We start from the raw sequence: 25,993 nt of genomic DNA, 5'->3' as shown, positions 1-25,993 counted from the left end.
CCCTTCCAACCACCATGGAAGGGGAGTTTGATTTAAAAACCGGGTGGTTAACCCTTTCTTTGGGTAATTTTTACAATCTGTTAACCTGGTGATGCTCTGAACTTAAACTTCACCTGTTACACTGATGGCGCATTAGCAAACAATACTTTTTGGAGGAGAATTTTTTATGTCTCGTAAACTCTGGTCTGTTTTTTCTGTGCTGATCGTCCTGGCGCTGGCACTGGCGGCGTGCGCTCCGTCGGCAACCCCGACCGCCACTCAGCCTCCCGCTCAGGCAGAACAGCCTACCCCAACCACCAAGGTAGAACCCACCGCCACCGAAGTCCCCGCCCCCACCCCCACCGTGGATCCCTATGATCCGGCGGCAGTGAGTGGTGATATCTACATCGCGGGTTCTTCCACTGTCGGTCCTCTGACCGAAGCCATCATTGAAATGTTTGTTGAAGATGGTTTTACTGGCCAAATCAAGAATGATATTGTTGGTACGGGGGCAGGGTTTGAACGCTTCTGCAAGTCCGGCGAGACAGATATTTCCAACGCTTCCCGCAAAATTAAAGACGCGGAAGTGGAAAACTGCGGCAAACTCAACCCGCCGCGCACCCCCATTGGCTTTCTGGTTGGACTGGATGCCATTGCGGTGGTGGTCCACCCGCAAAATGACTGGGTAGACAATGTGACCAAAGAACAGCTCTATCAGTTGTTCACTACTGCAGAGAAGTGGTCGGATGTAGATCCTTCCTGGCCCAATGAGCCCATCCTGCGCTATACCCCCGGCACCGACAGCGGCACCTTTGACTTCTTCGTAGAGGTTGCCATTCAGAAAACTGCCAAGATTGAAAAATTTGACGATGCCAAGAAACAGGTGCTGGATGCCAAGAACCTGAACACCTCGGAAGATGACAATGTGCTGGTGCAGGGCGTGGAAGGCAACAAATATGCCATCGGGTACTTCGGGTTTGCCTACTACAAAGGCGAAGGCTCCAAACTTAAACTCCTCAGCGTGGACGGCATCAAACCCTCCCTGGAGACGGCTGAAAATGGCTCTTACCTGATCTCCCGCCCCTTGTTCATCTACTCCGATGCCGGTGTCATGAAATCCAAACCCCAGGTTGCCGCTTTCATCCGCTACTACCTGGAGCATGTTCTGGATGTCATCGAAGAAGTGGGATATTTCCCGGCTTCTCAGGAAACACTGGATAACAACTTCAAACTGTTTGAAGAAGCCATAAAGTAAATCCGGACTGAATTTATATAAATCTGGTTTCCCCTTCTCCTCTCTTCTGTATAGGGGAGAAGGGGAAATCTTCCTGAGAGGTATAGCCATGGAAGTATCGCTGCGTCACTTGAAACGTCCTGAAGAAAGCGCTTTGGATGTTTCAAGGCGCTTACAAAAGCGCCCACGCTGGGGAGAAGGGTTCATTCAAGCCTTTCTGTTTTTCTGCGGGGCAGTATCCATTTTGACCACAATCGGCATTGTGTATGAACTGGGAAAAGAAGCCCTGCTCTTCTTCCAGATGCCCGGCGTGACCCTGCTGGAATTTTTCACCAAAACCGAGTGGCAGCCCACCGTAGGACGATTTGGCGTTCTGCCGCTGGTGAGCGCCACACTGGTCACCACTGTGATTGCCATGATGGTGGCTGTGCCGTTTGGACTGGGCGCCGCCATTTACCTGAGTGAATACGCCTCGGAAAAGGCCCGCAAGGTCTTGAAACCCGCTCTGGAAGTGCTGGCAGGCATTCCAACCGTGGTGTACGGCTACTTTGCCCTGACCACAGTGACGCCTTTTCTGCGCATTTTCTTTGGGGATGCTATCAACATTTACAACATGCTTTCCGCCGGGTTGACCATGGGCATCATGATTATTCCGCTGGTGGCATCCGTCAGCGAAGACGCCCTGCATTCTGTTCCCAACGCCCTGCGAGAGGGGGCGTACGCCATGGGCGCCACTCGACTGGAAACCTCCCTGCAGGTGGTAGTTCCGGCGGCGCTCTCGGGAATCATCGCCGGCTTCATTCTGGGCTTTTCCCGCGCCATCGGCGAAACCATGATCGTTGCCATTGCCGCAGGGGCGGGACCGAACTTTACCTTCAACCCGCTGAAAGCGGCAGAGACGATGACCGGCTACATTGCCCGCATCTCCGGTGGGGATGTAGCATATGACACGCCGGATTACAACAGTATCTTTGCCATCGGGCTTTTGCTGTTTGGCATCTCCCTGGTTCTCAACATCATCAGCCGGAGAATTTCCGCCCGTCTTCGGGAGGTGTACGAATGAATCGCAGTGTGGTTCTCTCCGAAACCGGCAATCTTTCGGTTCGACATCAGTGGGGAAAATTCTTTCAGGGGTTGTTCCTGTTCTCCACAGTGATTGGTCTCATTGTGCTGGGAATTCTCATCGTCACGGTGGTAGACAAAACCTTCACTCTGGTTGCGGTGACCAACAAAGTGGACCCGGCTACCCTTGCCGACCGTCCGCTGGAAGAACTGTCCGAGGAAGAACTGCGCCAGATTTTGCGCGAAAACCTGCGCCCGGCGCGCCTGCGCACCATTGAGCGCGATCAGGCACCACTGGATGAGATGAATCAGGCAGATCTGACAGCGCTGGTGACGACAGAAATCGTCAAACCCACCACCCGGGCTTCTTATCCGCTGTTCCAGTCGCTCACCCGCCGCGCGGAAATCGAAGCCGAAATCCGCAGTGAATATCCCGATGCGCAAATTTACTTCAAAGCCTGGCTGACCTGGGATTTCCTTCAGCGTTCCATGTCCACCAAGCCCGATCTGGCAGGCGTACGTCAGGCGGTGAAAGGTTCGCTGTGGATTATCTTCATCACCATCCTGGTGGCGTTTCCCATTGGGGTGGGAGCGGCAATTTATCTGGAAGAGTATGCCGACCATCGCAGTCGTATCAACCGGATTTTACAGACCAACATCGAGAACCTGGCAGGTGTTCCCTCCATTATTTACGGCATCCTCGGCTTAGCCGTATTTGTGCGCACGCTGGCGCTTATCACCTCCGGGGCAGTATTCGGTGTAGATGCTGGAAGCGGGCGCACCATTCTTTCGGGCGGGCTGACCATGGCACTGCTGGTGTTGCCCATCCTTATCATCAGTTCCCAGGAAGCCCTGCGGGCAGTGCCGCGTTCTCTGCGTGAAGCCAGTTATGCCATGGGAGCCACCCGCTGGCAGACCATCTGGCATCACGTTCTGCCCTATGCCCTCCCGGGTATCCTTACCGGAACCATCCTTACGGTTTCGCGAGCGCTGGGCGAAACGGCGCCCTTAATCCTGGTGGGGGCTTCCAGTCTGATCAACAAAGACCCGCAAAGCGTCTTTTCCTTCTTTACCACGTTGCCCTTCCAGATTTACAACTGGACGGTACGTCCTCAGCCGGAATTTCGAAATATTGCCGCCGCGGCTATTCTCGTTTTGCTGGCAGTTCTGTTATCATTGAATGCAACAGCCATCGTGCTGCGAAACCGATTGAGTAAGCGAATATGAGCGAACAAAACCTTTCAAATCACTTTGCCATTGAAACCCGTAACCTGAACCTGTTTTACGGCAACTTTCGCGCGGTCAAGGATGTCAATCTGCAAATTGTGCCGCGTAAAATCACCGCCATCATTGGACCTTCCGGGTGCGGCAAAAGCACCGTCCTGCGTTCGTTCAATCGCATGAACGACTTTGTGCCAGGCTTTCACATGGAAGGGGAAATCCTCTTCCATGGGAAGAATCTGTATGCTCCCGATGTAGACCCGGTGCAGGTGCGCCAGTACATTGGGATGGTGTTCCAGAAACCCAACCCCTTCCCCAAGAGCATTTACGAAAATGTGGCATGGGGGGCACGCATCAATGGTTACAAAGGAAACATGGACGAACTGGTGGAAGGAGCCCTGCGCGCTGCGGCACTGTGGGATGAGGTAAAGGACAACCTGAAGAAGAGCGGGCTTTCCCTCTCGGGCGGTCAGCAACAACGTCTGTGCATTGCCCGCGCGCTGGCAGTGAAGCCGGAAATCATCCTCATGGATGAACCCTGCTCGGCGCTCGATCCGATTGCAACCCTCAAAATTGAAGACCTGATGCGCGAACTCTCGGAAAACTACACCATCATCATCGTCACTCACAACATGCAGCAGGCAGCGCGCGCATCGGATTACACCGCATTCTTCACCATGGATGAAGACCGCGCCGGGGTCATGGTAGAATATGGGGAAACCAGTCAGATTTTTACCAACCCGCGAGACAAGCGCACCGAAGATTACATCACCGGGCGTTTCGGGTAAGAGCCTGTTCAAATTTTGAAAGAAAGGGGTATAACCAGACCCATGCCACGAGCCACTTTAGATCGTCAATTGCATCAGATTCAGGACGAAGTCCTGACTTTAGGAAGTATGGTTGAACAGGCGCTGGTGAAATCGGTGGATGCGCTGAAACGCCGGGACGTGACCGCCGCTCAACAAGTCATCCGCGGCGATCAAGCCGTCAACGAGAAACGCTACGCCATTGAAAACGGCATCATAGCCGTGGTGGCAACCCAACAGCCCATGGCACACGACCTGCGTTTTCTGGCGGCAGTGCTGGAAGTCATCATTGAACTGGAGCGCATAGGCGACTACGCCAAGGGAATTGCCCGCGTATGCCAGCGTCTGGAAGGGGTAGAGATTCCCATCCCCAGCCGCGATTTTGAACGCATGGCGGAGATTACCGTGTCCATGCTTCACCGCTCCCTGTCGGCATTCGTGAAGGAGGATGCGTCTCTGGCACACCGCATTCCCGATGAGGATGAGCAGGTGGATGCGCTGTACAACTCCGTATACCACGGGCTGATCACCTCCATGATTCAACACCCCGAATGGATTGATCACAGCAATTTGCTCCTGTGGGTTGCCCACAACCTGGAACGCGCCGCCGACCGTGTGACCAACATTTGCGAACGAACGGTATTCATCGCCACTGGAGAACTGCTGGAGATGGATCTGGACGACTACGAAGAGACAGAATAAGCCGGGGGAAACCCGTCAAAAGGGATGAGAGCGCTTCAATACTGCCGGGCGCTCTCATTTTTTGTTTACGAGTCTTGTATAATGAAAAAGTGGAGGATGGTCATGAAAACATCTGCCTGTGTGTGCGCCTACGGAGCGCGGGTGATCTTAAAACATCTCAAAGCCTTTGAAAAAGAATGGCAGGGGGTACATACCGGCGCAGAAGATATCGAACATATTCACCGGATGCGGGTGGCATCACGGCGTTTGCGCGCCACGCTTCCGCTGTTTGAGCGGTGCTTTCCCCCCAAAAAACTGGACGGCTGGATGAAAGCTATCCGCCGTGTAACCCGCGCTTTAGGCGCCGCCCGCGATGCAGATGTGCAAATTGCCCGTGTGCAGGCCTTTCTGGATGGGGTAGAAGATGCCCGCCTGCGTCCGGGGCTTCAGCGCCTGCTGTTGCGCCTGCGGCAGGCACGGATGAGCCATCAGCCTGCCGTCACTGCCGCGCTGGAGAAACTGGCAGAACAGGGCACCCTGGACGAGATCAAAACCTTTCTTGAAGAACGGCTGAATGCCTGCGAAGAAGGCACGCCTCCGGATGCCGAACTGTATGCACTGGCACATGCTGAAATCACCCGCCGGTTGGAGACATTTCTGTCCTACGATGCCATCGTACCTGTCCCCGAACGGGTGGCGGAACTGCACGAAATGCGCATTGCCACGAAATGGCTGCGCTATACCGTAGAGACCTTTGCACCGCTGTACCCCGACGAACTGTCTCACTGGTTGAGCCTGCTGCGCAACATTCAGGAGCGTCTGGGGCAGATCCACGATGATGATGTCTGGTTGACCTTCTTACCGGCTTTTCTGGAGGAAGAGCGCCAGCGCGTCGAAGCGTTTTACGGATACACCCGTCCATTCCGCCGACTGGTGGCAGGGGTACAATGGTTTGAGCAAACCTGCCGTGAGGAACGGGAACGCCTGTATCACGAGTTTGTCAGCGACTGGCAACTGTGGAAAGATCGGAGGGAATGGGAAGCCCTGCAGGAACAAATCAACCTGCCGCGCCTGGATACCGGAGAAATTTACCCACCCCTGAAGCAGGAAGAAAATCACAATGATTCTGAGATGCTTTCTGCGTAATTTCAGGTAAAATTGTGGTAATCTGTTAAAGGCACTGATTTTTATATTCGTAGGGGGAACACCGGATGAATTTACGTCTTCCTGCACTGCTTGCTCTTTTGCTGATCTTCTTCCTTGTAGGTGCCATTATTGCGGTCGCCAGCGAAGGCGGGGATGTGCAGTTTCGTTCGCTTACAAACCCCAATACCCAGACGATGCTTCAGCCGCAAATCACACCCGCTCCGGTGACCGCTGAAGCCGCGGTAATTGGCGCGCCCACTGCGAACTGGTGGGAGAACCTGCGCCGCTGGCTGGGACTTACCCCGCGCTGATTTTAAGTCCGTTTGTCCAGACGAAAATCGTAAATCCCCTCCCGCACCGGGTAGCGCTGACCGCATGAGGGACATTGAATTTCCGGCGGGGTATCTTCCAGCCCTTCCTGCCCGCATGCCGGACAGCGGAAGAAGCCCTCTCCCTGTCTGGATGCACCCACCGCCCGACAGCGGGCAAACACGCTGGGCGATAACTGCCAGAGGTTGCCCGTCCACTGCGCCAGCGAATCCATGGCAACCAGCAGATTGAGGGGCAGAAGACGCTTAAACAAACCCATCCGGAAGTGAGAAACGGTCAATTGCCGTTCGACGACAAACCCGCTGGCTTTGAGCCATTCGCGCACCGAAGCGGGGTGAAAATCAAAATTGAGCGGCGCAAACTCCACCGGCTCCAGTGAGAAGGGATTCCACGTCTGCCGACGTAGAAGGTAGCGCAAAATGGCTTTGAGATTGTGCTTGTTGGCGTATTCCAGAATAAACACCGCATCCGATTGCAGAGTGCGGCGTACCTGCTCCAGGGCAAGGCGCGGCTCTACCATGTGATGCAGGGTGCGAATCATGGTAGCAGCATCGAAAACCCCCGAACTGAAGGGCAGGTAGTAAATATCGGCGGCAACGTAACGGTAGCGTGGAGAATCGCCCAGCCGCTGGCGGGCTTGCTCCAGTTGTGTGTACGAGTAATCCACCAGGGTGATTTCTGCAAAGCCCTGATACCGGGGGGTGTTGCGACCGGCTCCTGCGCCCAGTTCCAGCAGACGCCTGCCGCCAGCGGGAAGAAGTCGCCGCAGGGCAACCGCTTCCACGGCGTCCTCGTAACGACGTTCCCCACGCTCCCAGAAAGAAGTCTGGTAGTCGGAACCTTCGTAATCACACACTGGAAAGGATTTCATGCTCCCGTTTCACTCCGCAGGTTAAGGGTACAAAAAGCGCCGGGCAGGTTTGCCGGCGGCACCCAGAGGGACCTCCTTACCGTTGCTTCCTCTCGGACCTGGCGGGGTTCGAAGGTTTCTGCCGCGCCGGTCCCGCCCGGACGCCTCGTAAGCATACCGCAGGAACGGGCTGGTGTCAAGTTGATTAACCGAAGCCGGGGACGGGATGCGGCTTACAAAGGGTTTCATATGCGGAAGTGCCGCCTCACATCCCGCTGATGGGAATGGGGGTGAAGACCAGGAAGAAAATGATGATTCCCAGAATTGCCAGCGCCTTGCGCGGCGGGTCTAAGGGGGTAATTTCATCCAGCGGCTCGGCGTAGGCTTTACCCAGCCACGAGATGAGTAACAGCCAGATGAGCCAGTTGATGGAAAGAAGGGACATGGCGAGCAAGATGCCCTGAATCCAGGGCAAAAGACGCATGGCGCGTTTGCGCCCGATCAGCACGTTGATCAGGTGACCGCCGTCCAGCGTGCCTGCCGGAATGAGGTTCAAAGCGGTGATGAGCAAACCGCCCCAGCCTGCCCATGCCACCGGATGCAAACTGACATCCACGCCGCCGTAAGGGGGCGGGCTGGCGGTAAAGAAATAACGAATCCAGTACAGTACGGGCGGCACACTGCCATAATCTGCCGGCGCAGGCAAAAGCATGCCAAAGCGCAGGTATTTCATCAGCAAATAGAGGATGGAATTGCCTTCCAGCGTCAGAGTGACCGGAGCAGTCAGGCGGTCCAGAAACTGCTGGAAGAACCCACCGCTGGAGGGCAGTTCCGGCGGAGGCGGGGGGAGAGTACTCAAATGGGAGAGCGAAAGCCCGATGCCCAGCACCAGCAACGAGACCACCAGCCCGGAAAGCGGTCCGGCAATGCCAATATCCAGCAGAACGCGCCGATTCTTAACGCGCCCTTTCATGTTAATCACCGCACCCAGAGTGCCGAACACATTGGGAAACGGGATGAAATAGGGCAGGCTGACATTCACATTGTGATACCGCCCTATCAGATAATGCCCGAACTCGTGGGCTCCCATAATGGAGAGGATGGCAATGGCAAACGGCAACCCTGCCGAGAGGTATGCCAGCAACCCTGGCAGGAAACCGGGCGGCGGTTCCTGCGTTAATCCCATAGCGCCGCCAGTGTAAATCACGCTGATCAGCGTAAGGATGAACAGGATCAGGTTCAGCCGTCCGCTGGAGGGTTTGGGCTCAGGCTGGGCGGGGATGAAATACACCGCATGATGTCCATCTTCCATGCGGAAAACCGGCGTGAGCCGGTATGGGAACAGTGCTGCTTCCAACTGATCATACAGGCGGGCGGTATCATCGCCGAGCAACCTGCCGCGGTAGCGCACCACGAAACCTTCCTGGGTTGTGCCAAGAGTTTTATCTTCCACGCGCATCACGCGAGCAATCAGGACATCCAGTTCCTCAATCAAACCATTATCCATGGTTTCAATTATACTGGAATGCGAATTCGAATTCCGCTCGGGATATAATGTAATGGAAATTGGTCTACTCAGAAAGGCAAAATCACTATGCCTCCGCTTTTACAGGATGCCATTAACCTCATCAAAGCCGGGCAAAAGCAACAAGCCCGCGCCTTGTTGATGCAAATTTTGCAGAAAGAGCCAACCAGCGAAGCCGCATGGCTGTGGCTGACCGAATGCCTCAGCGATGATATTCAGCGCATTCAGGCGCTGGAAGTATGCCTGAAGTACAATCCTGACAGTGAAAAAGCCCGTAAAGCCCTGCAGGTCCTGCGGGAAAAATCCTCCTCTGCCCGACCGTCCACATCTCCGGCTCAACCGCCCGCCGCCGCGCCCAAAGCAGAAACGCCCGTTATTCCTCCAGAAGCGCAGGAAGGCATTTCCCTGCCCCCCACATCAACACAACCGGAAGCACGCCCGGTCGCTCCCTTTACAGCGCCTCCAGCGGGCGACATTGATCAGGAATTCATCAATTCGCTCATCGAAGAGAGCCGTGAAAGCGCCCCCCGGCTTAAGCCTGCTCCCAAAGAAGAAAAGCCTGCGGTGCCGCCTTTCATTCCCGTCCCGGCGGTGGAAGAAAGTCCTGCACAGGCGGAAATTCCTTCCGAAACTGCACCAGCCCCTGCCGACAGCGTGGTGAGCGCCTTCCGCAAGCCCGAGCGCCGCGGATTGTTTGGCAGAAGAGAAGCGCCTCCCCCACCTCGTTCTTCGAAGGGGGAGGAAGAAAGCCCAAAAACCAACTGGCTGACTATGTTTCTGCAGGTGGCACTATTCGTCCTTTTCGTCATGGCAATCATCACGGTCGTCGTGGTGACCGATTTGCCCTCGCAACTGCGCCAGAGTCTCATCCCCATTTCCAGCGGCAGAGCCACGGCGGTTCAGCCTACTGCCCTCCCGGCTTATGTGAATACTGCACCGCCTCCTACCAGCACACCCACTGTCATCCTGCAGTTCACCGCCACCCCCACGCTGACCCCTGCACCGCCGCTCCCCACCGGACAGGCTGGCAGTTCCTTCCCGGTGTACTTCAGCCCGCAGGCATTTTCTCTGCCATTGCCCCTGGCAGGACATACCGCCACCCGCCTGCAAGATGGGCGCCTGCTGATTGCCGGCGGGAAAACCCTGAGCGGGGTGACCATGAAAACTTTTCTGCTGGACAGTGACCGATCGGATGCGCGAGAAATCAATGCCCTGGTTGCCGCCCGCACTCACCACAGCGCTACCCTGCTGGAAGATGGACGGGTGCTGGCGGTTGGCGGAGAAAATGATACAGGCGTGGTCAAAACTGCCGACCTGTTCGACCCGGCAAGCGAGTCTTGGAGCACCCTGCTGCCCCTGTATGGGCATGGCGTGGGACACGTTGCCGTGCGTATGGATAACGGATGGGTGCTTCTTGCCGGTGGATGCGGACAGCAAGCCGTTGCCGAACTGTTCGACCCGGTCTCGATGACCTGGCAGGACGCCGGCGCTCCGCCGTATCCCCTCTGCCATGCCAGTGCCACTCGATTACCCGATGGACGGGTGCTGGTGGCTGGCGGTGAAGGCGAAGCGGCAGGCGGCGCACTGATCTACGACCTGAACACGCGTACCTGGACGTCTACCGCCCCTCTGAAAACGCCGCGCTGGCGCCATACGGCTCTGAGCCTGCCAGAAGGCGATGTCATCCTGTTTGGCGGCGAAAGCACCAGTGGACAATCCCTCAACGCGGTAGAGATTTACCGCTGGCAGGAAAACCGCTGGGAGAGTCTGGCGCCGATGAACGAAGGGCGCATCCAGCCGCAGGCAACCTTTCTACCCGATGGGCGCATTGCCGTGCTGGGCGGATATCAACAACAGGGGTTTGCCACCACGCTGGAGGTGTACTTTGCCGCCAGCGATGCCTGGAGCGCCGCCACCGCCATGGATGTGCCCTCGGCAGATTTCACCCTGACCTATTCGGAAGGCTGGGCGTATCTCCTACTGGGAGGGGAAAGCCCTGAGGGATTGCTCGACCGCAGAACGTGGCTGATCTTCTCCAACCCTTAAAAGAAAAGGCGGGGATGGATGGGAGTCGAACCCACCACGGCTCGCCACGCGACCCGTCAGCGGTTTTGAAGACCGTGAAGCCCACCGGGACTCAGCCATCCCCACCGTTAAGCATACTCGCACGCCCTTAAATTGGCAAGATTTACAGAAGGAAAGAAAACCGGACATAAAAACTCCGGAGAGGCACCTGAGCCTCTCCGGAGTTTTCCTTGAACTCGCTGGATTCACTTCTCTCCCAGCGGACGCAGGGTAGCCAGCCCATCATTGCGTGGTTTGATCTGCGGGGATCCGTAGTAGCCCACCGAACCGGCGCCGGAAATGCGCGTTTCCAGTTCTCCGGTCACCCACACGGTGACATTGCCGAGACCATCCACCCGCACCTGGGCACGCTCGGCGCGCAGGTCGCCGGCATCCAGCGTACCCGAACCACTGATCTCCACATCCAGTTCAGGAGCGGTGCCTGCCGCCGTAACCTTACCCAGACCTTCGATATCCACCTCCAGACGGTTTACCGCCAGACCTTTCAGCGAGAAATCACTGGCGCCTTCGATACGGATACTTAAGGCGTTGCCTTTCCACCCGTCCACCCGGATTGTGGACGCCCCGCTGGCTTCAATTTCGCTCAATGACTTCACCGTCAGGCGATAGCGGATGGTGCGGGAAGGCGAAATGCCCACGCCGGGTTGAATGCCCAGGATCAACTTCCCTGCCACAACCCGGCTGGTCAGGTAAGGCAGGAGGTTCTCATCCGTCTCAATGACCAGTTCTTCTTTGTCCCCCTGAACAAGGGTAACCTCGCTGGCGCCTTCCACCAGCAAACTGGAAACCCCGCGCACCTCACGAGTCTCGCTGGCGACCTGTCCGTTGCCGGAAATGACCTGGCTCATCCCCCCTTGCGAGGAGATTGAAGGTATGAACAGAAAGCCCGAGCGAACCGGCAGGCGCGCCGCCGCCCCCGTCCACACCGCCCACACGATGACTGCGGCAGTCATCAAACCCAGCGCCAGATTTGCCAGCGGGTACCGGTTTCCTATCAGCACCAGAAAGCCAATGACGACCAGGAACGCGGGCCAGAGGCGGAAGACCGCCGTAAGGTTTTCGGCAGGAAGGACACTGACCGAAACCAGCAACCACAGCACACCAAAGGTGATGAACATGAGGGGCCAGAAGAAGTCCCACTCACCGCCCGGTTCGCCGCGGCGCAGGATGTAGCGCGACAGCCGGATTGCCAGCAGGAGGACACCCAGCCCGGCAAGGATCAACGCCCAGAAGAGACCGCCGCCCAGCCGCGCCCCCACGCCAACCAGGCTGAAGAGCAGTTCAAAAATGGCGCCAAAAATGAGGAACAGAATGATGCCAACCTGCATGGTCTTCCAGCCAGAGCGGCGCAATTCCGGCAGGTTACTCCACAGACCGTAAATCAGCAAGCCAAAGCCCACCGCCACAATGATCAGCGCCCAGGCATACGCCCAGGTCTGATACAGGTTGAAGCGTTCCTGCACCCAGAAGATTGCCCCCAGCATGGTGACAATGCTGGCAGGGATTGCCAGCACGCCCAGCCCTCGCCCGCCCAGAAACATGACGAGAAAGAGCAAACCGCCAACCGCAACAATGCCAAGAGGCCAGGTGAGAGAAATCCCAGCCCAGCCCACAACCTCAAAAGTTAGAAATGCCAGTCCCAGAAGAATCAACAGGAGACTCAAAACAATGCGAGCACGGGTATCGTTCATCGGTATAAACTCCTCTCTGCGAACATTCGAATGAGCGCATGATGCCATTCATTTACTCTCTTTCAGTATACGGAAAAACGGGGAAAAAATTGCAGGCATCTGGGGTATTTCAGTCCCTCTTCCCGGACACATACGAAACCTGTGGTTTCACCTTGACAAACCAGCCTCCAAATTTTTATAATAAATCATATAAATTTTATCCAATTTAGCCTCGAAAGGAGGTTCCCATGTCAGAACAGTACGCTCACCCGGAAGTGCTGGTAGAAACCGGATGGTTAATGGAGCATCTCCAGGATCCGAAGATTCGCATTGTCGAATCCGATGAAGACCCGTTGCTGTACGAAACCGGACACATCCCCGGTGCAGTCAAGGTGGACTGGTTCACCACTCTGCAAGACCCGGTGCGCCGCGATTTTATCAATCAGGAGCAGTTCGAAGCCCTGTGTCAGAGCCTGGGGATTGCCAACGACACCACGGTGATCTTCTACGGCGATAAGAACAACTGGTTTGCCTGTTACGCTTTCTGGCTGTTTGAGTATTACGGACATGAGCACCTGCGCATCCTCAACGGGGGACGGCAAAAATGGCTTCAGGAAGCCCGTCCAATCACCCGCGAGGTGCCGGTGTACCCGCCCACCACATACCGCGCCAGACCGCCCAAGCCCGAGATCCGCGCCTTCCGCGAGGATGTCTTCCGTCACATCGAACAAAACGGCGCGCTGGTAGATGTGCGTTCTCCACAGGAATACACCGGCGAACTGCTCCACATGCCCAACTATCCGCAGGAAGGGGCGCTGCGCGGCGGCCATATTCAGGGAGCAGTCAACATCCCCTGGGCAATGGCGGTCAACCCTGAAGATGGCACTTTCAAACTCCCTCAGGCTTTGCGGGAACTCTATCAGAGCAAGGGAATCACCCCTGACCGTGAGGTGATTGCCTACTGCCGCATTGGGGAGCGCAGTTCGCACACCTGGTTTGTGCTGAAGTACCTGCTGGGATATCCGCAGGTGCGCAACTACGATGGCTCATGGACGGAATGGGGCAATCTGGTGGGCGCGCCCATTGAGAAGGGGGGCGGATGAACGAAACGCTCCCTGAACGCCTTGCCGAAATTGTAGAGGATTTCCGTCTGTGCCAGGGGCGGGAGAAACTGGAGTTACTGTTGCAGTACGCCGAGAGTTTACCGCCTCTGCCCGCCCATCTGGAAGGACGCCTCGATGCCATGGAATCGGTGCCGGAGTGTATGACGCCGGTTTCCGTGGCGGTAGAATGGCTGGCGGATGGCGCCGTATTTCATTTTGCCGTGCCCGCCGAATCGCCTACCGTGCGCGGCTATGCCGCCATCATTGCCGAAGGCCTGCGCGGTGCAACCCCTGAGGACATTCTGCACCTGCCCTCCGATTTTTACATGAGGATGGGGTTGCAGGAAGTGGTAACCTCTCAGCGGTTAAACGGCATGGCGGCAATTGTGGCGCATGTCAAACGGCTGGCGCTGGCACGTCTGGAAGAATCCCCGAGATGATCGTAAGCCTCCCCCGCAGTGCGGGGGAGGCTTCATTATGTTCAATTGTGAACGTTGTGTGCGGAAAATATGACAAATGGAAGGAAGACTTGTCTAACATTGTGATAAAATAAGCACAATTCTTTCCTTAAAGAGCGGAGGATTCATGACACCAGTTCTGCAGTTGAAGGGAATCACCAAGCGGTTCCCGGGCGTACTGGCGAATGATCACATCGACTTAACCCTCAATGAAGGCGAAATTCTGGCTTTACTCGGGGAAAACGGAGCCGGAAAATCCACATTGATGAACATCCTATATGGCTTGTATCAGCCGGATGAGGGTGAAATCTATGTGCGAGGCCAGAAAATAACCGTTCATTCACCACTGGATGCGATTCGAGCCGGGATTGGTATGGTGCACCAGCACTTCATGCTGATCCCGGTTTTTACTGTCACGGAAAACGTCATGCTGGGCGCCGAGACGGTGCGCATGGGCGATTTCCTGGACCGTGAAAAGACGGCTCAGCGCATCCGCGAGATTTCCGAACGCTATCACCTTGAAGTGGACCCGTACGCCTACGTGCGCGATTTGCCGGTAGGCGTGCAGCAGCGTGTGGAAATCATCAAACTGCTATTCCGCGAGGCGGACATCCTCATCTTCGACGAGCCGACCGCCGTGCTTACCCCGCAGGAAGCCGATGAACTGTTCGTGATCATGCGCGAACTGGTCAAACAGGGCAAGTCCATCATCTTCATTACCCACAAACTGCGCGAGGTGCTGGAAATTTCCGACCGCATCATGGTCATCCGGCGCGGCAAAGTGGTAGGTGAAACCACCCCCGCCGAAGCCGACAAAGCCAAACTGGCAGAGATGATGGTAGGGCGCACCGTGCGCCTGGAAGTGGAAAAGGAAATCGCCAAAGCCGGTGAAGTGGTGCTGGAAGTCAGGGATCTGGTGGTTGCCGACGCACAAAAGCAGATTACCGTGGACGGGGTCAGTTTTGATGTGCGTGCAGGTGAGATTCTGGGCGTGGCTGGCGTGCAGGGCAACGGGCAAACCGAACTGGTGGAAGCCGTGACCGGCTTGCGCCATCCCATTTCGGGCACCATCCGTCTGCTGGGCGAGGATGTAACCCACGCCACCCCGCGCAAAATTACCGAACTGGGGTGCGCGCACGTTCCTGAAGACCGCCAGCGCGATGGGCTGGTGTTGACCTTCCCGGTCTCTGATAACATTGCCCTGTGCACGTACTACAAACCGCCCTTTGCCCGCGGCATCCGCATTCAGGAACAGGAGATTCTCAAGACTGCCGAAAAGTTAATCCAGGACTTTGACATCCGCACACCGGGACCGCTGGTGAACGTGGGCAATCTCTCGGGTGGAAATCAGCAAAAAGTCATTGTTGCGCGGGAGTTCTCGCGCCCCATCCGTCTGCTGGTGGCATCCCAACCCACGCGCGGTCTGGATGTGGGCTCCATTGAGTACATTCACAAGCGCATTGTCGAAAAACGCGATGAGGGCTGTGCGGTGTTGCTGGTTTCGTCTGAACTGGATGAAATCATGGAACTGTCCGATCGCATTGCCGTGATGTACCGCGGCAAAATCGTGGCAATTGTACCTGCCGAGCAAGCCACCAAGAACTACATTGGTTTGCTGATGGCAGGCGTCAGTCCGGAACAGGCAGGCGCCCCGCAGGTTGGGGAGCGCGTCGTCGAATCAACCTTGTGACACGGGGTGGATCGTGAGCGAAAACAAGCCGAAACAAGATGCAGGAAAAGTTTTTTTAGAGGAAGTCACCGGGCAGTCCGAAGAAGCCCAGCGAATAAAAGGCTGGCGTAAAACCGGGCGCACACTGGTGGTTCCTCTGCTGGCGATCTTCACCGGTCTGGTCTTTGGCGCGATCTTTATTGTGGTGACCAGTGAAGACGTGTATGCCGCCTTCCGCGTGTCGTTTGGCTCGGGAATGGCGACGGTCTGGAAGACCATCATCCAATCCTATCAGGCACTGTTTACCGGCGCACTTGGGGACCCGGCGCGCATCATCTCGGCGTTGCAGTCGGGTAACCCGCTGGAGATTCGCCGGGCAGTGAACCCCATTCTGGAAAGTCTGGTCAACGCCACGCCGTACATTTTTGCCGGTCTGGCGGTGGCGCTGGGCTTCCGCTCGGGGTTGTTCAATATCGGCGTGGAAGGACAGTTGTTCATCGGCGCCGCAGCGGCAACCGCGGTGGGCATCTTTGTAAAGGGACTGCCTCAAATCATCCATGCACCACTGGCGTTTCTGGCAGGCGCGCTGGGAGGAGCACTGTGGGGCTTTATACCCGGCTGGCTCAAAGCCAAAACCGGCGCTCATGAGGTGATCAACACCATCATGATGAACTGGATTGCCTTCCGCCTGACCGAATGGCTGTTGTCCGGTCCGCTGACCCGTCCGGGGTCGGGTGGTCTGCCCATCAGTCCCATCATTGAAAAGTCGGCAGAAATTCCGCAGTTCTTCCCGCCGCCCATCCGTTTCCACCTGGGCTTTTTCATTGCCCTGGCGTTTGCCTACGCCGTGCACTGGTTGCTCTTCAAGACAACCTGGGGATTTGACCTGCGCACCGTCGGGGCAAACCCGAATGCGGCAAAATACGCCGGGATGAACATTACCAAGAACATTGTGCTGGCGATGACCCTCTCCGGCGCGCTGGCAGGCATGGCGGGCGCCAATCAGATTTTGGCGGTCAACCGCAGTATGGCGCTGGGGCTTTCGCCGGGTTACGGCTTCGACAGCATTGCGCTGGCACTGCTGGGCAACAGCACGCCGATGGGCGTGGTGCTGGCTTCGCTGTTGTTTGGCGCTTTGCGCAACGGCGCCACCCGCATGGAATTGCTGTACATTCCCAACGATATTATTTCCATCATTCAGGCGCTCATCCTGGCATTTGTGGCGGCTCCTGCCATCATCCGCACCATTTACCGCATCCGTGTTCCCAAAGAAGCAGAAGAAGCCGTCTTTACCGGCAGTTGGGGAGGAGGGAACAAGTAAATGGCTACTTCAACAATTGTCATTCACCGCAAAAAAGTGGAGGTCATTTCCCCCACCCGACAGCGTGCCACCGGCATCATTGAAATTTTGCTGGGGGTGTTGATCTTCCTGTTCTTCCGCCGCACCGAACCCGGGATGGTGGCGCGCTTTGTGATGACCCCCGGTGGGTTGGATCGCGGTGCGGCACCGGACTGGCTGATTCCGGCGTACAGCACCCTGCTGGTGCTTGCCATTCTCACCGTGATCCTCGGGCTGGTTCAGGTCTGGCGTGGATTCGGACGCTGGATGAATCTGGTGTTGAGTGTGGTGGTGGGGTTGACGGTTTTCTCCTTCCTCACCTGGGCTACAGCAGGTAAATCGCTCAATCTGGTGGGGATGCTCAGTGCGGCAATCCTGCTGGGCGTGCCGATTATCCTCGGAGCGTTCTCGGGAGTGCTCTCCGAACGCGCGGGTGTGGTGAACATCGCCATTGAAGGCATGATGCTCATGGCGGCAATGGTTGGCGCGCTGGTGGGAAGCGTGACCAAGAACATGTGGGTGGGCTTGCTGGCAGCCATGCTCTCCAGCATGCTTCTGGCGCTCATTCACGGGGTGCTCTCCATCCACTACAAAATCAACCAGATTATCTCCGGCACGGTCATCAATATCTTCTCTGCCGGACTGAGTTCCTATCTCTCGGCAAAGTTCCTTCAGACCTACCAGCAGTTGAACAATCCACCCATCTTTCCGCGCATTCCCATCCCCCTGCTGGCGGATATCCCGGTGATTGGACCGCTGTTCTTCAACACCAACCTGTTTGTTTACATCATGCTCATTTCGCTGATTGTCATCCAGGTGGCGCTCTTCTCCACCCGCTGGGGCTTGCGCCTGCGCGCGGTAGGCGAGCATCCCAAAGCCGCCGATACGCTGGGTATTAACGTGTTCGCCACCCGCTACATGGCCGTCCTGCTCAGCGGGTTGATGGCGGGAATTGGCGGTGCTTTCTTCACTCTGGGCTCGGTAGGACGCTTTGACGAGATGATGACCGCGGGCAAAGGCTTCATCGGTCTGGCGGCGATGATTTTCGGCAACTGGACGCCGCTGGGCGCTTTTGGAGCGGGCTTGCTCTTCGGGTTCGCTGACTCGGTAGCCACCAAACTGACCATTCTCGGCACCGGGATTCCCACTCAGTTCATGGCAATGGCTCCCTACATCGTCACCATGATTGTCCTTGCGGGCGTAGTGGGACGCGGTCAGATGCCTGCCGCCGATGGCACGCCGTACGAAAAAGAGTAATTCCACACACACAGACAAAAAGGGCTGGCGTATGCCAGCCCTTTTTGTGTCGGAACATCAGCAGTCCGCTGAATCAGAAAATGACCCTTTTTTTCACCCTTGAGAGGCGCCCAGAATCAGGTATACTCGGCGCATGATGAATCTGGATCGTGAAGTTTTTGATTTTCCAACGGTAATCCCGCTCAAGGTGATCGGGCGCAACGAACAGGACTTTGAAGCCTTTGTGATTGCCCTGTTCCAGAAGCACCTCGACGAGGGAGATATCCAGAAGGTGGAGACACGCCTCAGCCGCGAGGATCGTTATCTCTCGGTCACCGTGTCGTTCACGGCTTCCTCGCGGGTGCAGTTGAACGCCATTTACGCCGAACTGCAAAGCCAGCAACGGGTCCTGATGGTGATTTGACATGTGGCGGTCGAACGCGCTCTTGCTGGTGGTCACCGCCATCTGGGGCATGGGATTCGTCGCCCAGCGCGTGGGCATGGAACACGTGGGTGTGTTCACCTACAACACCCTGCGCTTCGGAATGGGCGTACTGGCGCTCTTCCTGTTCCTTCCGCTGGTGCGTCGGTTTGAACCGCTGCGTGTACAGTCAAGTGCCCGCACGGTTTTGAAAGCCTCTCTGCTGGCGGGGGTGCTGTTATTCATTGCCTCTACCCTGCAAACAGAAGGACTGGTGTACACCACCGCGGGCAAAGCAGGGTTTATCACCGGTCTGTACGTGGTGCTGGTGCCTGTGCTGGGTTTGCTGTGGCGTCAGCGCACCCACCCGGCAACCTGGATGGGCGCTGTGCTGGCAGTGGCAGGGTTATACCTGCTCAGCGTCAACGAAGCCTTGCAGATTTCCCGGGGCGACTGGCTGGTGCTGGCAAGCGCGTTCTTTTGGGCGGCGCACATTCAGGCACTGGGTTTTCTAACCCGCAGAGCCGACCCGGTGCACATTGCCATCGGGCAGTTTGTGGTGGTCACTTTGCTCAGTCTGCCCGGCATGCTTGGGATGGAACACCCGGCACTGGCAGACATTTCCGCCGCCAGCGGCGCCATTCTCTACGGCGGACTGATGGTCGTGGGGGTGTCCTTTACCCTGCAGGTCATCGCTCAACGCGAGGCGCACCCCGCCCACGCCGCGGTGATTATGGTCTCCGAAGCGGTGTTCGCGGTGCTGGCAGGCTGGCTGCTGCTGGGCGAGCGTCTGTCCATGCGCGGCATTGCCGGTTGTGTACTGATGACCGCCGGGATGGTGCTTTCGGCGCTGGCGCCTTACCTGCACGCCAGAATGGAAACCCCCACCCTGCAGAATCAGCCCGTGATTGAGGCAGGCAAAGAGCGATAGGTTCGAGAAACCCCTTACAATCTCACCATAAAAAAATGGCTTCGGCAGGTCCAGGAACGTTCGAAGCGCGCCAGTCCGATCAACTCAGCATGGCGGGCATACCGTCATTCGAGGTATCCTGAATGAAACGCTCGATGCGCTCGGTAGCGGCGTCCACTTCCTGATCAATCAAAATCACATGGCTGGAATGCTCGAACCATGCCAGCGACTTATAAGTCGAAGAAACACGATCCAGAATGATCTTCCCTGCATCGGGGTGAACGGTGGTGTCGTGGCGCCCCATCAGCACCAGAACAGGCTGAACAATTTCTGGAAGGCGGCGCTCCACCTCTTTCTGGAAGAGGAATAACTGTTGCACACCTTTGAGCGGATTGACGGGATACCCCTGCCAGTGCGAATCGGCATCCAGCCCGCCTTTGGGAACTGCGGGGGTGAACAGACTCAACACCGGCAACAGGGCTTTCTGCACAGGAGAAATTTGCAGGCGGATGGCAGGAGCTGAGGCGATGACTCCCTCGGCTTCGCGGTGTTCCGCCGCCAGAGCCAACGCCACCAGCGCGCCCATCGACTCGCCCAGCAAATAGACCTTCTGACAGGTTTTCCGCAATTGCTGATAGGTTTCCTCCGCTGCGGCAACCCAGTCCTGCCAGCGGGTGCGGTTGAGGTCGTCGGGGTGTGTGCCGTGACCGGGCAATAGCGGCGCGGCAACCGTGTATCCGCGCGGATGCAGGCGCTCGGCAACCATGCGCACCTCCACCGGCGTGGCGGTGAAGCCATGCACCATCAGAATGCCAATCGGACCAGCCTGCCAGAAAAATGGCTCACCGTTCAGGTGCGGGTTGTGCAGATTGGGATTGGGTTGGGTCATGCGTGTTCCTCCATGGGGATTCATGCCTGAGGTAAAATCATCACTTTCCGGACACCTTCAGCGCCCTGTTCCATTAACTCACAGCCGTGCAGAAAATCAGCCAGTGGCAGGCGGTGCGAGATGAGATCATCCACACGCAGGGCGCCGCTCTGCAACAGCCTCACCGCCTGATAGGAATTACGCTTTGAGGTAAATGATCCCATCACGGTCAAGCCTTTGCGGAAGATTTTGAACGGCTCCAGAGTCATGGTGGCATCGGAGCGCGGCACGCCAAACCACAACACCCTGCCGCCCGGGCGGACAAAATCCAGCGTGCGGGTCAGCACCGCAGGGACACCGGTCGCGTCAATGACGGCATCAAAGAAATCCAGCGGCAAATCGTCCAGACTGCTCAGGGCTTGATCGGCTCCGGCTTCGGCGGCAAACATCAGACGGGCAGGGTTGCGCTCTACCACGGTGATGTGCGCCGCGCCCTGCAAACGCACCACGCGCATCAACTGTACGCCAATGGGACCGGCGCCAATGACAAGCAGATGGTCGCCCATGCGGGGAGCCAGGTTTTCCATGCCGTGCAGGACACAGGAGAGCGGCTCCATGAAAGCGGCTTGCTCGGCAGGCAAGTCGCCCACAGGAAAGGCGGCTTTTTCGGGAACCACCGCGTACTCCGCCATGCCTCCCGGCAGAGTCACGCCGGTAGCCTGCCAGTTGCGGCAGAAATTCTGGCGATTGTTCAGGCATTCCTCACAGGCATCGCATGAGATGTTCGGTTCCACAGCAACCCGCTCGCCCACGCGAAAACGGGTGACGCCTTTGCCGGTCTCAACCACCGTGCCCGCAAACTCGTGACCGGGGATAACCGGATACGTTCCCATGTACTCCCCACGCAGAATGTGCAGATCTGTACCGCAGATGCCCGAGGCTTCCACACGGATGAGGATTTCTCTATCGCCGGGACTGGGGATGGGAATCTCGGAAATTTCCACCTGATTGGGCTGAACGATGCGAACGGCTTTCATGAGCAACCCTCCATGGAATGGTCTTGTGAAAGATTGTATCCCAATTCCGGGCATAAATAAAAGGAAAAAAAGCAGGAACAAGCGTGGTTTTCTTCCGGTAAAAATTCTGTTATACTGAGGAGGGATTTCCCATCTTTTTTATTTACAGGGATTGAGTCCGCACCTTACGGGTGGATTGAGTATTTTCTCTCCAAAAAAGGTCCTTTCCCCCCAGAAACGAAATTCCTCCCTGTCGGTACGGACATTCCCTTTCAGACCACTCTGGAAGGGATACCTGTTTTGTTTCAGAAAGGAGTCCTTTATGAAAGGTCCTCAAAAAGTCTGGTGGCTGATGCTGATTTTCCTGCTGGGAATGGTGTCCTGTGCGCCGCGCTCCGGCGTTGAAACGCCCCCCCTGCCGACCGCATCGCCGGAAGGGGCAAAGGGTCTCCCGCAGTGGAAGGTGCGCCTGACGCAGGCAGGAGGATTTGCCGGCGTGTCCCGTCGCGTGGAACTGGACAGCACCGGCACGCTGACGGTCAGCGATGAAAATGCGGCGCGCATCATAACCTCTACGCTGTCTGAGAAAGAGTTAAAGGAAATCTCCGCTCTGGTGCTTGAGGCGCGTGGGGAAGAGTCAAAGCCCGCGCCGCCCGGATCAGCCTGCCGCGACTGCTTTGAATACACCCTTACCATTGAGCGTGATGGGGAGCGAATCCAGGTGCGGGCGGACGATTTAACCCTGGACCAACTTCCTCTCGAGCCTTTAATTTCCCGTTTGCTGGAACTCCAGGAAAAAGCACTTTCCGGAAAATAACCTTTATCCCCTTAATGGAGAGGTCGTTTTATGAATTTGTTTTCCTTTTCAGGTGTAAGGCGCGCCATGTGGCGCATTGTAACGGTTGGTATGCTTGCAGCGACTGCGCTGGGAACAGGCTTGATGCGCGCTCAGGCATCTGGACTGACAGCAACCGCTCCCGCGCAGTGCCTGCCTCAGGGGCAAAGCCAGATGACTCTGAATCGCGAGAGCGGGCTGGTGCGCTTCATCGGAACAGATGAAACCCGTCCCATTCCACAACCACAGGCACTCCCCGCATCCGCCACCCCGGAGATGGCGGCGCGGGCATACCTGCAAACCTGCGGATCGCTGTTCGGGCTGAAAGACCCGGCATCTGAACTCACCCTGATGAGCAGTGAACCGGCAGAGAACGGCGGCGGGGTGGTGCGTTTCCAGCAGAGGGTACAGGGCGTACCCGTATTGGGCGGGGAACTCTACGTCCATACCACTGCCCGCAACGAGATTCTGGTCGTGGGCGGAGAGGTGTTTTCTGATCCCGGTGTAAAGATCACCCCGGCGTTTGCGGCGGAAGAAGCCAGTGAGAAAGCCCTGGCAGGTGTGGCGCGCAAATATGGGCTGGAGGCTGCAACGCTGACCACTTCCGAGCCAGAGTTGTGGATTTATGACCCTGCCATACTGGGCGGGCGCGGCATCCCCATCCCCCGTCTGGTGTGGCGCATGGATGTGATTCCCGCCGCAGAACTCCTGCCCATCCGGGAACTGGTGCTGGTGGATGCCCGGACCGGTTTCGTAGCGCTCTCGTTCAATCAGATGGACACGGCGTTGAACCGACGTATTTACGATAACAACAACGTGCGCAGCAGTTCATTGCAAAACCCCGCCAACCTCAAACGCACCGAAGGGCAGGCGGCAACCGGTATCCAGGACGTGGACAAAGCCTATGACTATGCCGGGGATGTTTATTCCTTTTACATGACCTACCACAGCCGCGACAGCCTTGACGGCGCGGGGATGGCGCTCATCTCCACCACCCGTTACTGCCCTACCTCAACAAGCACGGGCTGTCCATATGTGAATGCCTTCTGGAACGGCGCACAAATGGTATATGGAGACGGCATGGTCGTGGATGATGTGGTGGCACATGAAATGACCCATGGGGTTACTGATTTCACCTCGCGCCTGTTTTACTATTATCAGTCCGGGGCAATTAACGAAGCCTTTTCAGATATCTGGGGCGAATGGATTGACCAGACCAACGGCAAGGGCAACGATACTGCCGGAGTGAAGTGGATATTAGGCGAAGATCTTTCCATCGGTGCCATCCGCAGCATGAGCAACCCACCCGCCTACGGCGACCCCGACCGCATGACCAGTCCCAATTACACCTGCGATCCTGATGAGCAAGATAACGGCGGGGTGCATACCAACAGCGGTGTGGCAAACAAAGCCGCCTATCTGATCACCGACGGCGGTACGTTCAACGGCAAGACGATCACCGGACTGGGTATTGCCAAAGCAGCGCGCATTTTCTACAAAGCCCAGACCAGCCTGCTGACTTCTGCCAGCGACTACCTCGACCTGTACAACGCACTCCAGCAAGCCTGTACCCTGCTGGTGGGGACAAACGGAATCACCTCTGCCGACTGTACACAGGTCAAGAACGCGCTGGATGCGGTAGAGATGAATCAACAACCCATCGGGTGTTCCGCCCCTGAAGCGCCGGTTTGCACCAGCGGCTTCCCTGTGGATCTGTTTAAGGATGATCTGGAAAACCCATCCAGTGGGAAGTGGACGACATCCAGCCTCACCGGCGGGAATTACTGGTACTACCCGCAGAATCCCAACGCTTTATCCTTCGACGCCACCTACGCTACCAGCGGAGTGACCAATTTCTGGGGCTATAACTACGGGAATACCGCCAGTTACGCCATTGCCATGACGTCCAGCGTATCCCTGCCAGCCGGAAGCACCCCATACCTCTATTTCAAACATGCCTATGGATTTGAAGATGATTCCAGCGCGGCATATGATGGCGGAGTGATCGAGTACAGCACCAACGGCGGCGCCACCTGGATAGATGCCTCGACGCTCTTCACCCACAACGGCTACAATGGCACCATTTCCGCCTCGTATGGCAACCCTCTGGGAGGCAGACAAGCCTTTGTGCGCGAGAGCAACGGCTACATCTCCACCCGTCTCAATTTGAGTTCGCTGGCGGGGCAAAACGTGCGTTTTCGCTTCCGCATTGGCACAGATAGTAGCAATGGCGACTACGGCTGGTTCATTGACGATATTCGTATGTACACCTGCGTAACCTCACTGCCCAATAAAGTGTATCTGCCAGTGCTCCAGCGCTGAAAGTGTTTCGGAACAAAACAGGCTCTCCATCCTCTCAGGGGAGCCTGTTTTGATGTCCTGTTACGGAAAACTGTTGCGTTAGAAAAACACCTTTACCAGTTTAAGCGCCTTTTGCTTCCACGGAACGCGGTGAGTGACGCCCTCGCCGCTGTGGACAAGACTGTCCTTGTTCGCCAGATACCAGCGGTAATTGCGCAGGAGAGCGTCCCGGTTGGAGTATCTGGGCTGGAAATTCAACACCCGCCGGGCTTTTTCGATGGAGACAAACGAATCTTTTGAAGCCGTCTCGTAAATCCAGGGGTAGAGCGGGGAAAGATTCAGGGCTTCCAGGATTTTGAGCGCCAGCACCACCGGTCCTGCCGGGAAGGGGATGATGCGCTTGCCAAAGCCGGCTTCGTCCAGCACCGCCTGATAGTCCTGCCGCATGGTGGTGAATTCTGCCGCGCCGATATTAAACGTATCGTTGACCTTCTGCTCATCCAGCGTCATACAGGCGTAAATGGCATCGCACAGGTCTTCCACATCCAGCAGTTGGTAGCGATTGTTCCCCGAGCCAATCATCGGGAAGTTTTTACCCTCGCTTGCCCATTCGTAAAAGATGGCAAACACCCCCAGCCGTTCCGGTCCGATGAAGGATTTGGGACGTAAAATCGGCACACACATACCCTTTTGACGGAACTCCAGACACACTTCCTCGGCTTCAATTTTGGCTTTGCCATAGGGTCCGACCCCGATCAGCGGGTCATCCTCATACAGCGGATGATGATCGGGCACACCATAGACTGCCGTACTGGAGATGTGGATAAAGCGTTGAACCCCCAGCGCGTGCGCCTCTTCCAGGAGGATACGAGTCCCGACCACATCGGTGGTGTAAATCTCTTCCGGGGGGTAGAGCGGAAGCGCCGCGGCAGTATGAATGACGATCTCAGCGCCTGCCATGCTCCGGCGCACTGCCTCACGATCGCGAATATCGCCCTGATAAAAGGTAATACGGTCACGTTCGGGATAGTTAAATTCCACCCGATCAATGCCGGAGATGCGGGTATACCCTTTCTGCAAAAGGTAACGCACCAGATTAATGCTTAAAAAACCGCTAATGCCGGTAATGTAAATGTTCATATCCTGTCCTTCCTCCATTATTTGGATAGGCTGATTGTACCTAAAAACCGGAAAACCAATCCCCTTGAAAACGTTTTCCGCGAAAATGTGAAAACATTCCCATGCCAA

Annotated in this window: 23 protein-coding genes, 1 tRNA gene and 1 other RNA gene; 17 read left to right on the top strand and 8 right to left on the bottom strand. The window is 56.6% G+C overall.

What is annotated here, in order from left to right:
- The first annotated feature begins 166 nt into the window (after nucleotides 1-166).
- The 7 genes from LHF31_RS03650 (at nucleotide 167) to LHF31_RS03620 (ending at nucleotide 6,440) form a co-directional block, all read left to right on the top strand.
- Entirely contained in the window at nucleotides 167-1,234 is a 1,068-nt protein-coding gene (locus tag LHF31_RS03650; protein WP_298009772.1) for a PstS family phosphate ABC transporter substrate-binding protein, read from the top strand.
- Between the two features lie 88 nt (nucleotides 1,235-1,322).
- Nucleotides 1,323-2,276, top strand: coding sequence for a phosphate ABC transporter permease subunit PstC (pstC, locus tag LHF31_RS03645; protein WP_298009775.1), 954 nt, complete (start codon nucleotides 1,323-1,325; stop codon nucleotides 2,274-2,276).
- Nucleotides 2,273-3,502: a phosphate ABC transporter permease PstA gene (gene pstA / locus LHF31_RS03640; protein ID WP_298009777.1), complete on the top strand. Its 1,230-nt coding sequence runs from the start codon at nucleotides 2,273-2,275 to the stop codon at nucleotides 3,500-3,502. The genes pstC and pstA overlap by 4 nt, the downstream gene beginning before the upstream one ends.
- Nucleotides 3,499-4,284, top strand: a complete 786-nt coding sequence (gene pstB / locus LHF31_RS03635; protein WP_298009780.1) for a phosphate ABC transporter ATP-binding protein PstB — start codon at nucleotides 3,499-3,501, stop codon at nucleotides 4,282-4,284. The genes pstA and pstB overlap by 4 nt, the downstream gene beginning before the upstream one ends.
- Before the next feature lie 42 nt (nucleotides 4,285-4,326).
- Nucleotides 4,327-5,004 carry a phosphate signaling complex protein PhoU gene (phoU, locus tag LHF31_RS03630; RefSeq protein ID WP_298009781.1) on the top strand — a complete coding sequence of 226 codons (678 nt, stop codon included), beginning with the start codon at nucleotides 4,327-4,329 and terminating at the stop codon, nucleotides 5,002-5,004.
- A 102-nt stretch (nucleotides 5,005-5,106) separates the two neighbouring features.
- Nucleotides 5,107-6,129: a CHAD domain-containing protein gene (locus tag LHF31_RS03625; protein ID WP_298009784.1), complete on the top strand. Its 1,023-nt coding sequence runs from the start codon at nucleotides 5,107-5,109 to the stop codon at nucleotides 6,127-6,129.
- 65 nt (nucleotides 6,130-6,194) lie between these two features.
- Nucleotides 6,195-6,440 (top strand): hypothetical protein, encoded by a 246-nt coding sequence (locus tag LHF31_RS03620; RefSeq protein ID WP_298009786.1) that lies wholly within the window; start codon nucleotides 6,195-6,197, stop codon nucleotides 6,438-6,440.
- A 2-nt stretch (nucleotides 6,441-6,442) separates the two neighbouring features.
- Here LHF31_RS03620 and LHF31_RS03615 read toward each other — a convergent pair whose 3' ends face one another.
- The 3 genes from LHF31_RS03615 to LHF31_RS03605 form a co-directional block, all read right to left on the bottom strand.
- Nucleotides 6,443-7,330, bottom strand: coding sequence for a methyltransferase domain-containing protein (locus LHF31_RS03615; RefSeq protein WP_298009789.1), 888 nt, complete (start codon nucleotides 7,328-7,330; stop codon nucleotides 6,443-6,445).
- Nucleotides 7,331-7,368: 38 nt separating this feature from the next.
- Nucleotides 7,369-7,468: signal recognition particle sRNA small type (ffs, locus tag LHF31_RS03610), an RNA gene on the bottom strand.
- A gap of 106 nt (nucleotides 7,469-7,574) precedes the next feature.
- Entirely contained in the window at nucleotides 7,575-8,816 is a 1,242-nt protein-coding gene (locus tag LHF31_RS03605) for a site-2 protease family protein (protein WP_298009792.1), read from the bottom strand.
- Between the two features lie 87 nt (nucleotides 8,817-8,903).
- Here LHF31_RS03605 and LHF31_RS03600 point away from each other — a divergent pair, with 87 nt between their 5' ends.
- Complete coding sequence (locus tag LHF31_RS03600; RefSeq protein ID WP_303773581.1) at nucleotides 8,904-10,880, top strand: kelch repeat-containing protein; 1,977 nt, start codon at nucleotides 8,904-8,906, stop codon at nucleotides 10,878-10,880.
- Nucleotides 10,881-10,889: 9 nt separating this feature from the next.
- Here the strand turns inward: LHF31_RS03600 and LHF31_RS03595 are convergent.
- Both LHF31_RS03595 and LHF31_RS03590 read right to left on the bottom strand, forming a co-directional pair.
- A tRNA-Sec gene (locus tag LHF31_RS03595) sits at nucleotides 10,890-10,983 on the bottom strand.
- Nucleotides 10,984-11,104: 121 nt separating this feature from the next.
- Nucleotides 11,105-12,610, bottom strand: coding sequence for a DUF2807 domain-containing protein (locus LHF31_RS03590; RefSeq protein WP_298009797.1), 1,506 nt, complete (start codon nucleotides 12,608-12,610; stop codon nucleotides 11,105-11,107).
- A gap of 227 nt (nucleotides 12,611-12,837) precedes the next feature.
- On the opposite strand from LHF31_RS03590, the gene LHF31_RS03585 reads away from it, so the two are divergent.
- From LHF31_RS03585 to LHF31_RS03555, 7 genes are all read left to right on the top strand, one after another.
- Nucleotides 12,838-13,692: a sulfurtransferase gene (locus LHF31_RS03585; protein WP_298009799.1), complete on the top strand. Its 855-nt coding sequence runs from the start codon at nucleotides 12,838-12,840 to the stop codon at nucleotides 13,690-13,692.
- On the top strand, nucleotides 13,689-14,132 hold the full coding sequence (locus tag LHF31_RS03580) for a SufE family protein (RefSeq protein WP_298009801.1): 444 nt from the start codon (nucleotides 13,689-13,691) through the stop codon (nucleotides 14,130-14,132). The genes LHF31_RS03585 and LHF31_RS03580 overlap by 4 nt, the downstream gene beginning before the upstream one ends.
- 145 nt (nucleotides 14,133-14,277) lie before the next feature.
- Nucleotides 14,278-15,840: an ABC transporter ATP-binding protein gene (locus tag LHF31_RS03575; protein ID WP_303773580.1), complete on the top strand. Its 1,563-nt coding sequence runs from the start codon at nucleotides 14,278-14,280 to the stop codon at nucleotides 15,838-15,840.
- Nucleotides 15,841-15,853: 13 nt separating this feature from the next.
- Nucleotides 15,854-17,140: an ABC transporter permease gene (locus tag LHF31_RS03570; protein ID WP_298009326.1), complete on the top strand. Its 1,287-nt coding sequence runs from the start codon at nucleotides 15,854-15,856 to the stop codon at nucleotides 17,138-17,140.
- Nucleotides 17,141-18,415 (top strand): ABC transporter permease, encoded by a 1,275-nt coding sequence (locus LHF31_RS03565; RefSeq protein WP_303773576.1) that lies wholly within the window; start codon nucleotides 17,141-17,143, stop codon nucleotides 18,413-18,415.
- 133 nt (nucleotides 18,416-18,548) lie between these two features.
- Nucleotides 18,549-18,818, top strand: a complete 270-nt coding sequence (locus LHF31_RS03560) for a YbeD family protein (protein ID WP_303773575.1) — start codon at nucleotides 18,549-18,551, stop codon at nucleotides 18,816-18,818.
- 1 nt (nucleotide 18,819) lies between these two features.
- Complete coding sequence (locus tag LHF31_RS03555; protein ID WP_298002786.1) at nucleotides 18,820-19,746, top strand: DMT family transporter; 927 nt, start codon at nucleotides 18,820-18,822, stop codon at nucleotides 19,744-19,746.
- A gap of 79 nt (nucleotides 19,747-19,825) precedes the next feature.
- Here LHF31_RS03555 and LHF31_RS03550 read toward each other — a convergent pair whose 3' ends face one another.
- Both LHF31_RS03550 and LHF31_RS03545 read right to left on the bottom strand, forming a co-directional pair.
- Nucleotides 19,826-20,614 carry a carboxylesterase gene (locus tag LHF31_RS03550; RefSeq protein WP_298002784.1) on the bottom strand — a complete coding sequence of 263 codons (789 nt, stop codon included), beginning with the start codon at nucleotides 20,612-20,614 and terminating at the stop codon, nucleotides 19,826-19,828.
- 20 nt (nucleotides 20,615-20,634) lie between these two features.
- Nucleotides 20,635-21,630 carry a zinc-dependent alcohol dehydrogenase family protein gene (locus LHF31_RS03545; RefSeq protein WP_298002780.1) on the bottom strand — a complete coding sequence of 332 codons (996 nt, stop codon included), beginning with the start codon at nucleotides 21,628-21,630 and terminating at the stop codon, nucleotides 20,635-20,637.
- Between the two features lie 301 nt (nucleotides 21,631-21,931).
- Here LHF31_RS03545 and LHF31_RS03540 point away from each other — a divergent pair, with 301 nt between their 5' ends.
- Complete coding sequence (locus tag LHF31_RS03540) at nucleotides 21,932-22,426, top strand: protealysin inhibitor emfourin (RefSeq protein WP_298002777.1); 495 nt, start codon at nucleotides 21,932-21,934, stop codon at nucleotides 22,424-22,426.
- A 66-nt stretch (nucleotides 22,427-22,492) separates the two neighbouring features.
- Nucleotides 22,493-24,766 carry a M4 family metallopeptidase gene (locus LHF31_RS03535; RefSeq protein ID WP_298002774.1) on the top strand — a complete coding sequence of 758 codons (2,274 nt, stop codon included), beginning with the start codon at nucleotides 22,493-22,495 and terminating at the stop codon, nucleotides 24,764-24,766.
- 78 nt (nucleotides 24,767-24,844) lie between these two features.
- Here LHF31_RS03535 and LHF31_RS03530 read toward each other — a convergent pair whose 3' ends face one another.
- Nucleotides 24,845-25,885 carry an NAD(P)-dependent oxidoreductase gene (locus LHF31_RS03530; protein ID WP_298002771.1) on the bottom strand — a complete coding sequence of 347 codons (1,041 nt, stop codon included), beginning with the start codon at nucleotides 25,883-25,885 and terminating at the stop codon, nucleotides 24,845-24,847.
- Between the last annotated feature and the right edge of the window lie 108 nt (nucleotides 25,886-25,993).

Origin of the sequence: Anaerolinea thermophila (assembly GCF_020723905.1) — a bacterium.
Taxonomy (GTDB): Bacteria; Chloroflexota; Anaerolineae; order Anaerolineales; family Anaerolineaceae; genus Anaerolinea; species Anaerolinea thermophila_A.
Note: the sequence above shows the minus strand (reverse complement) of the source record. Positions and strands in the feature narration are given on the sequence as shown.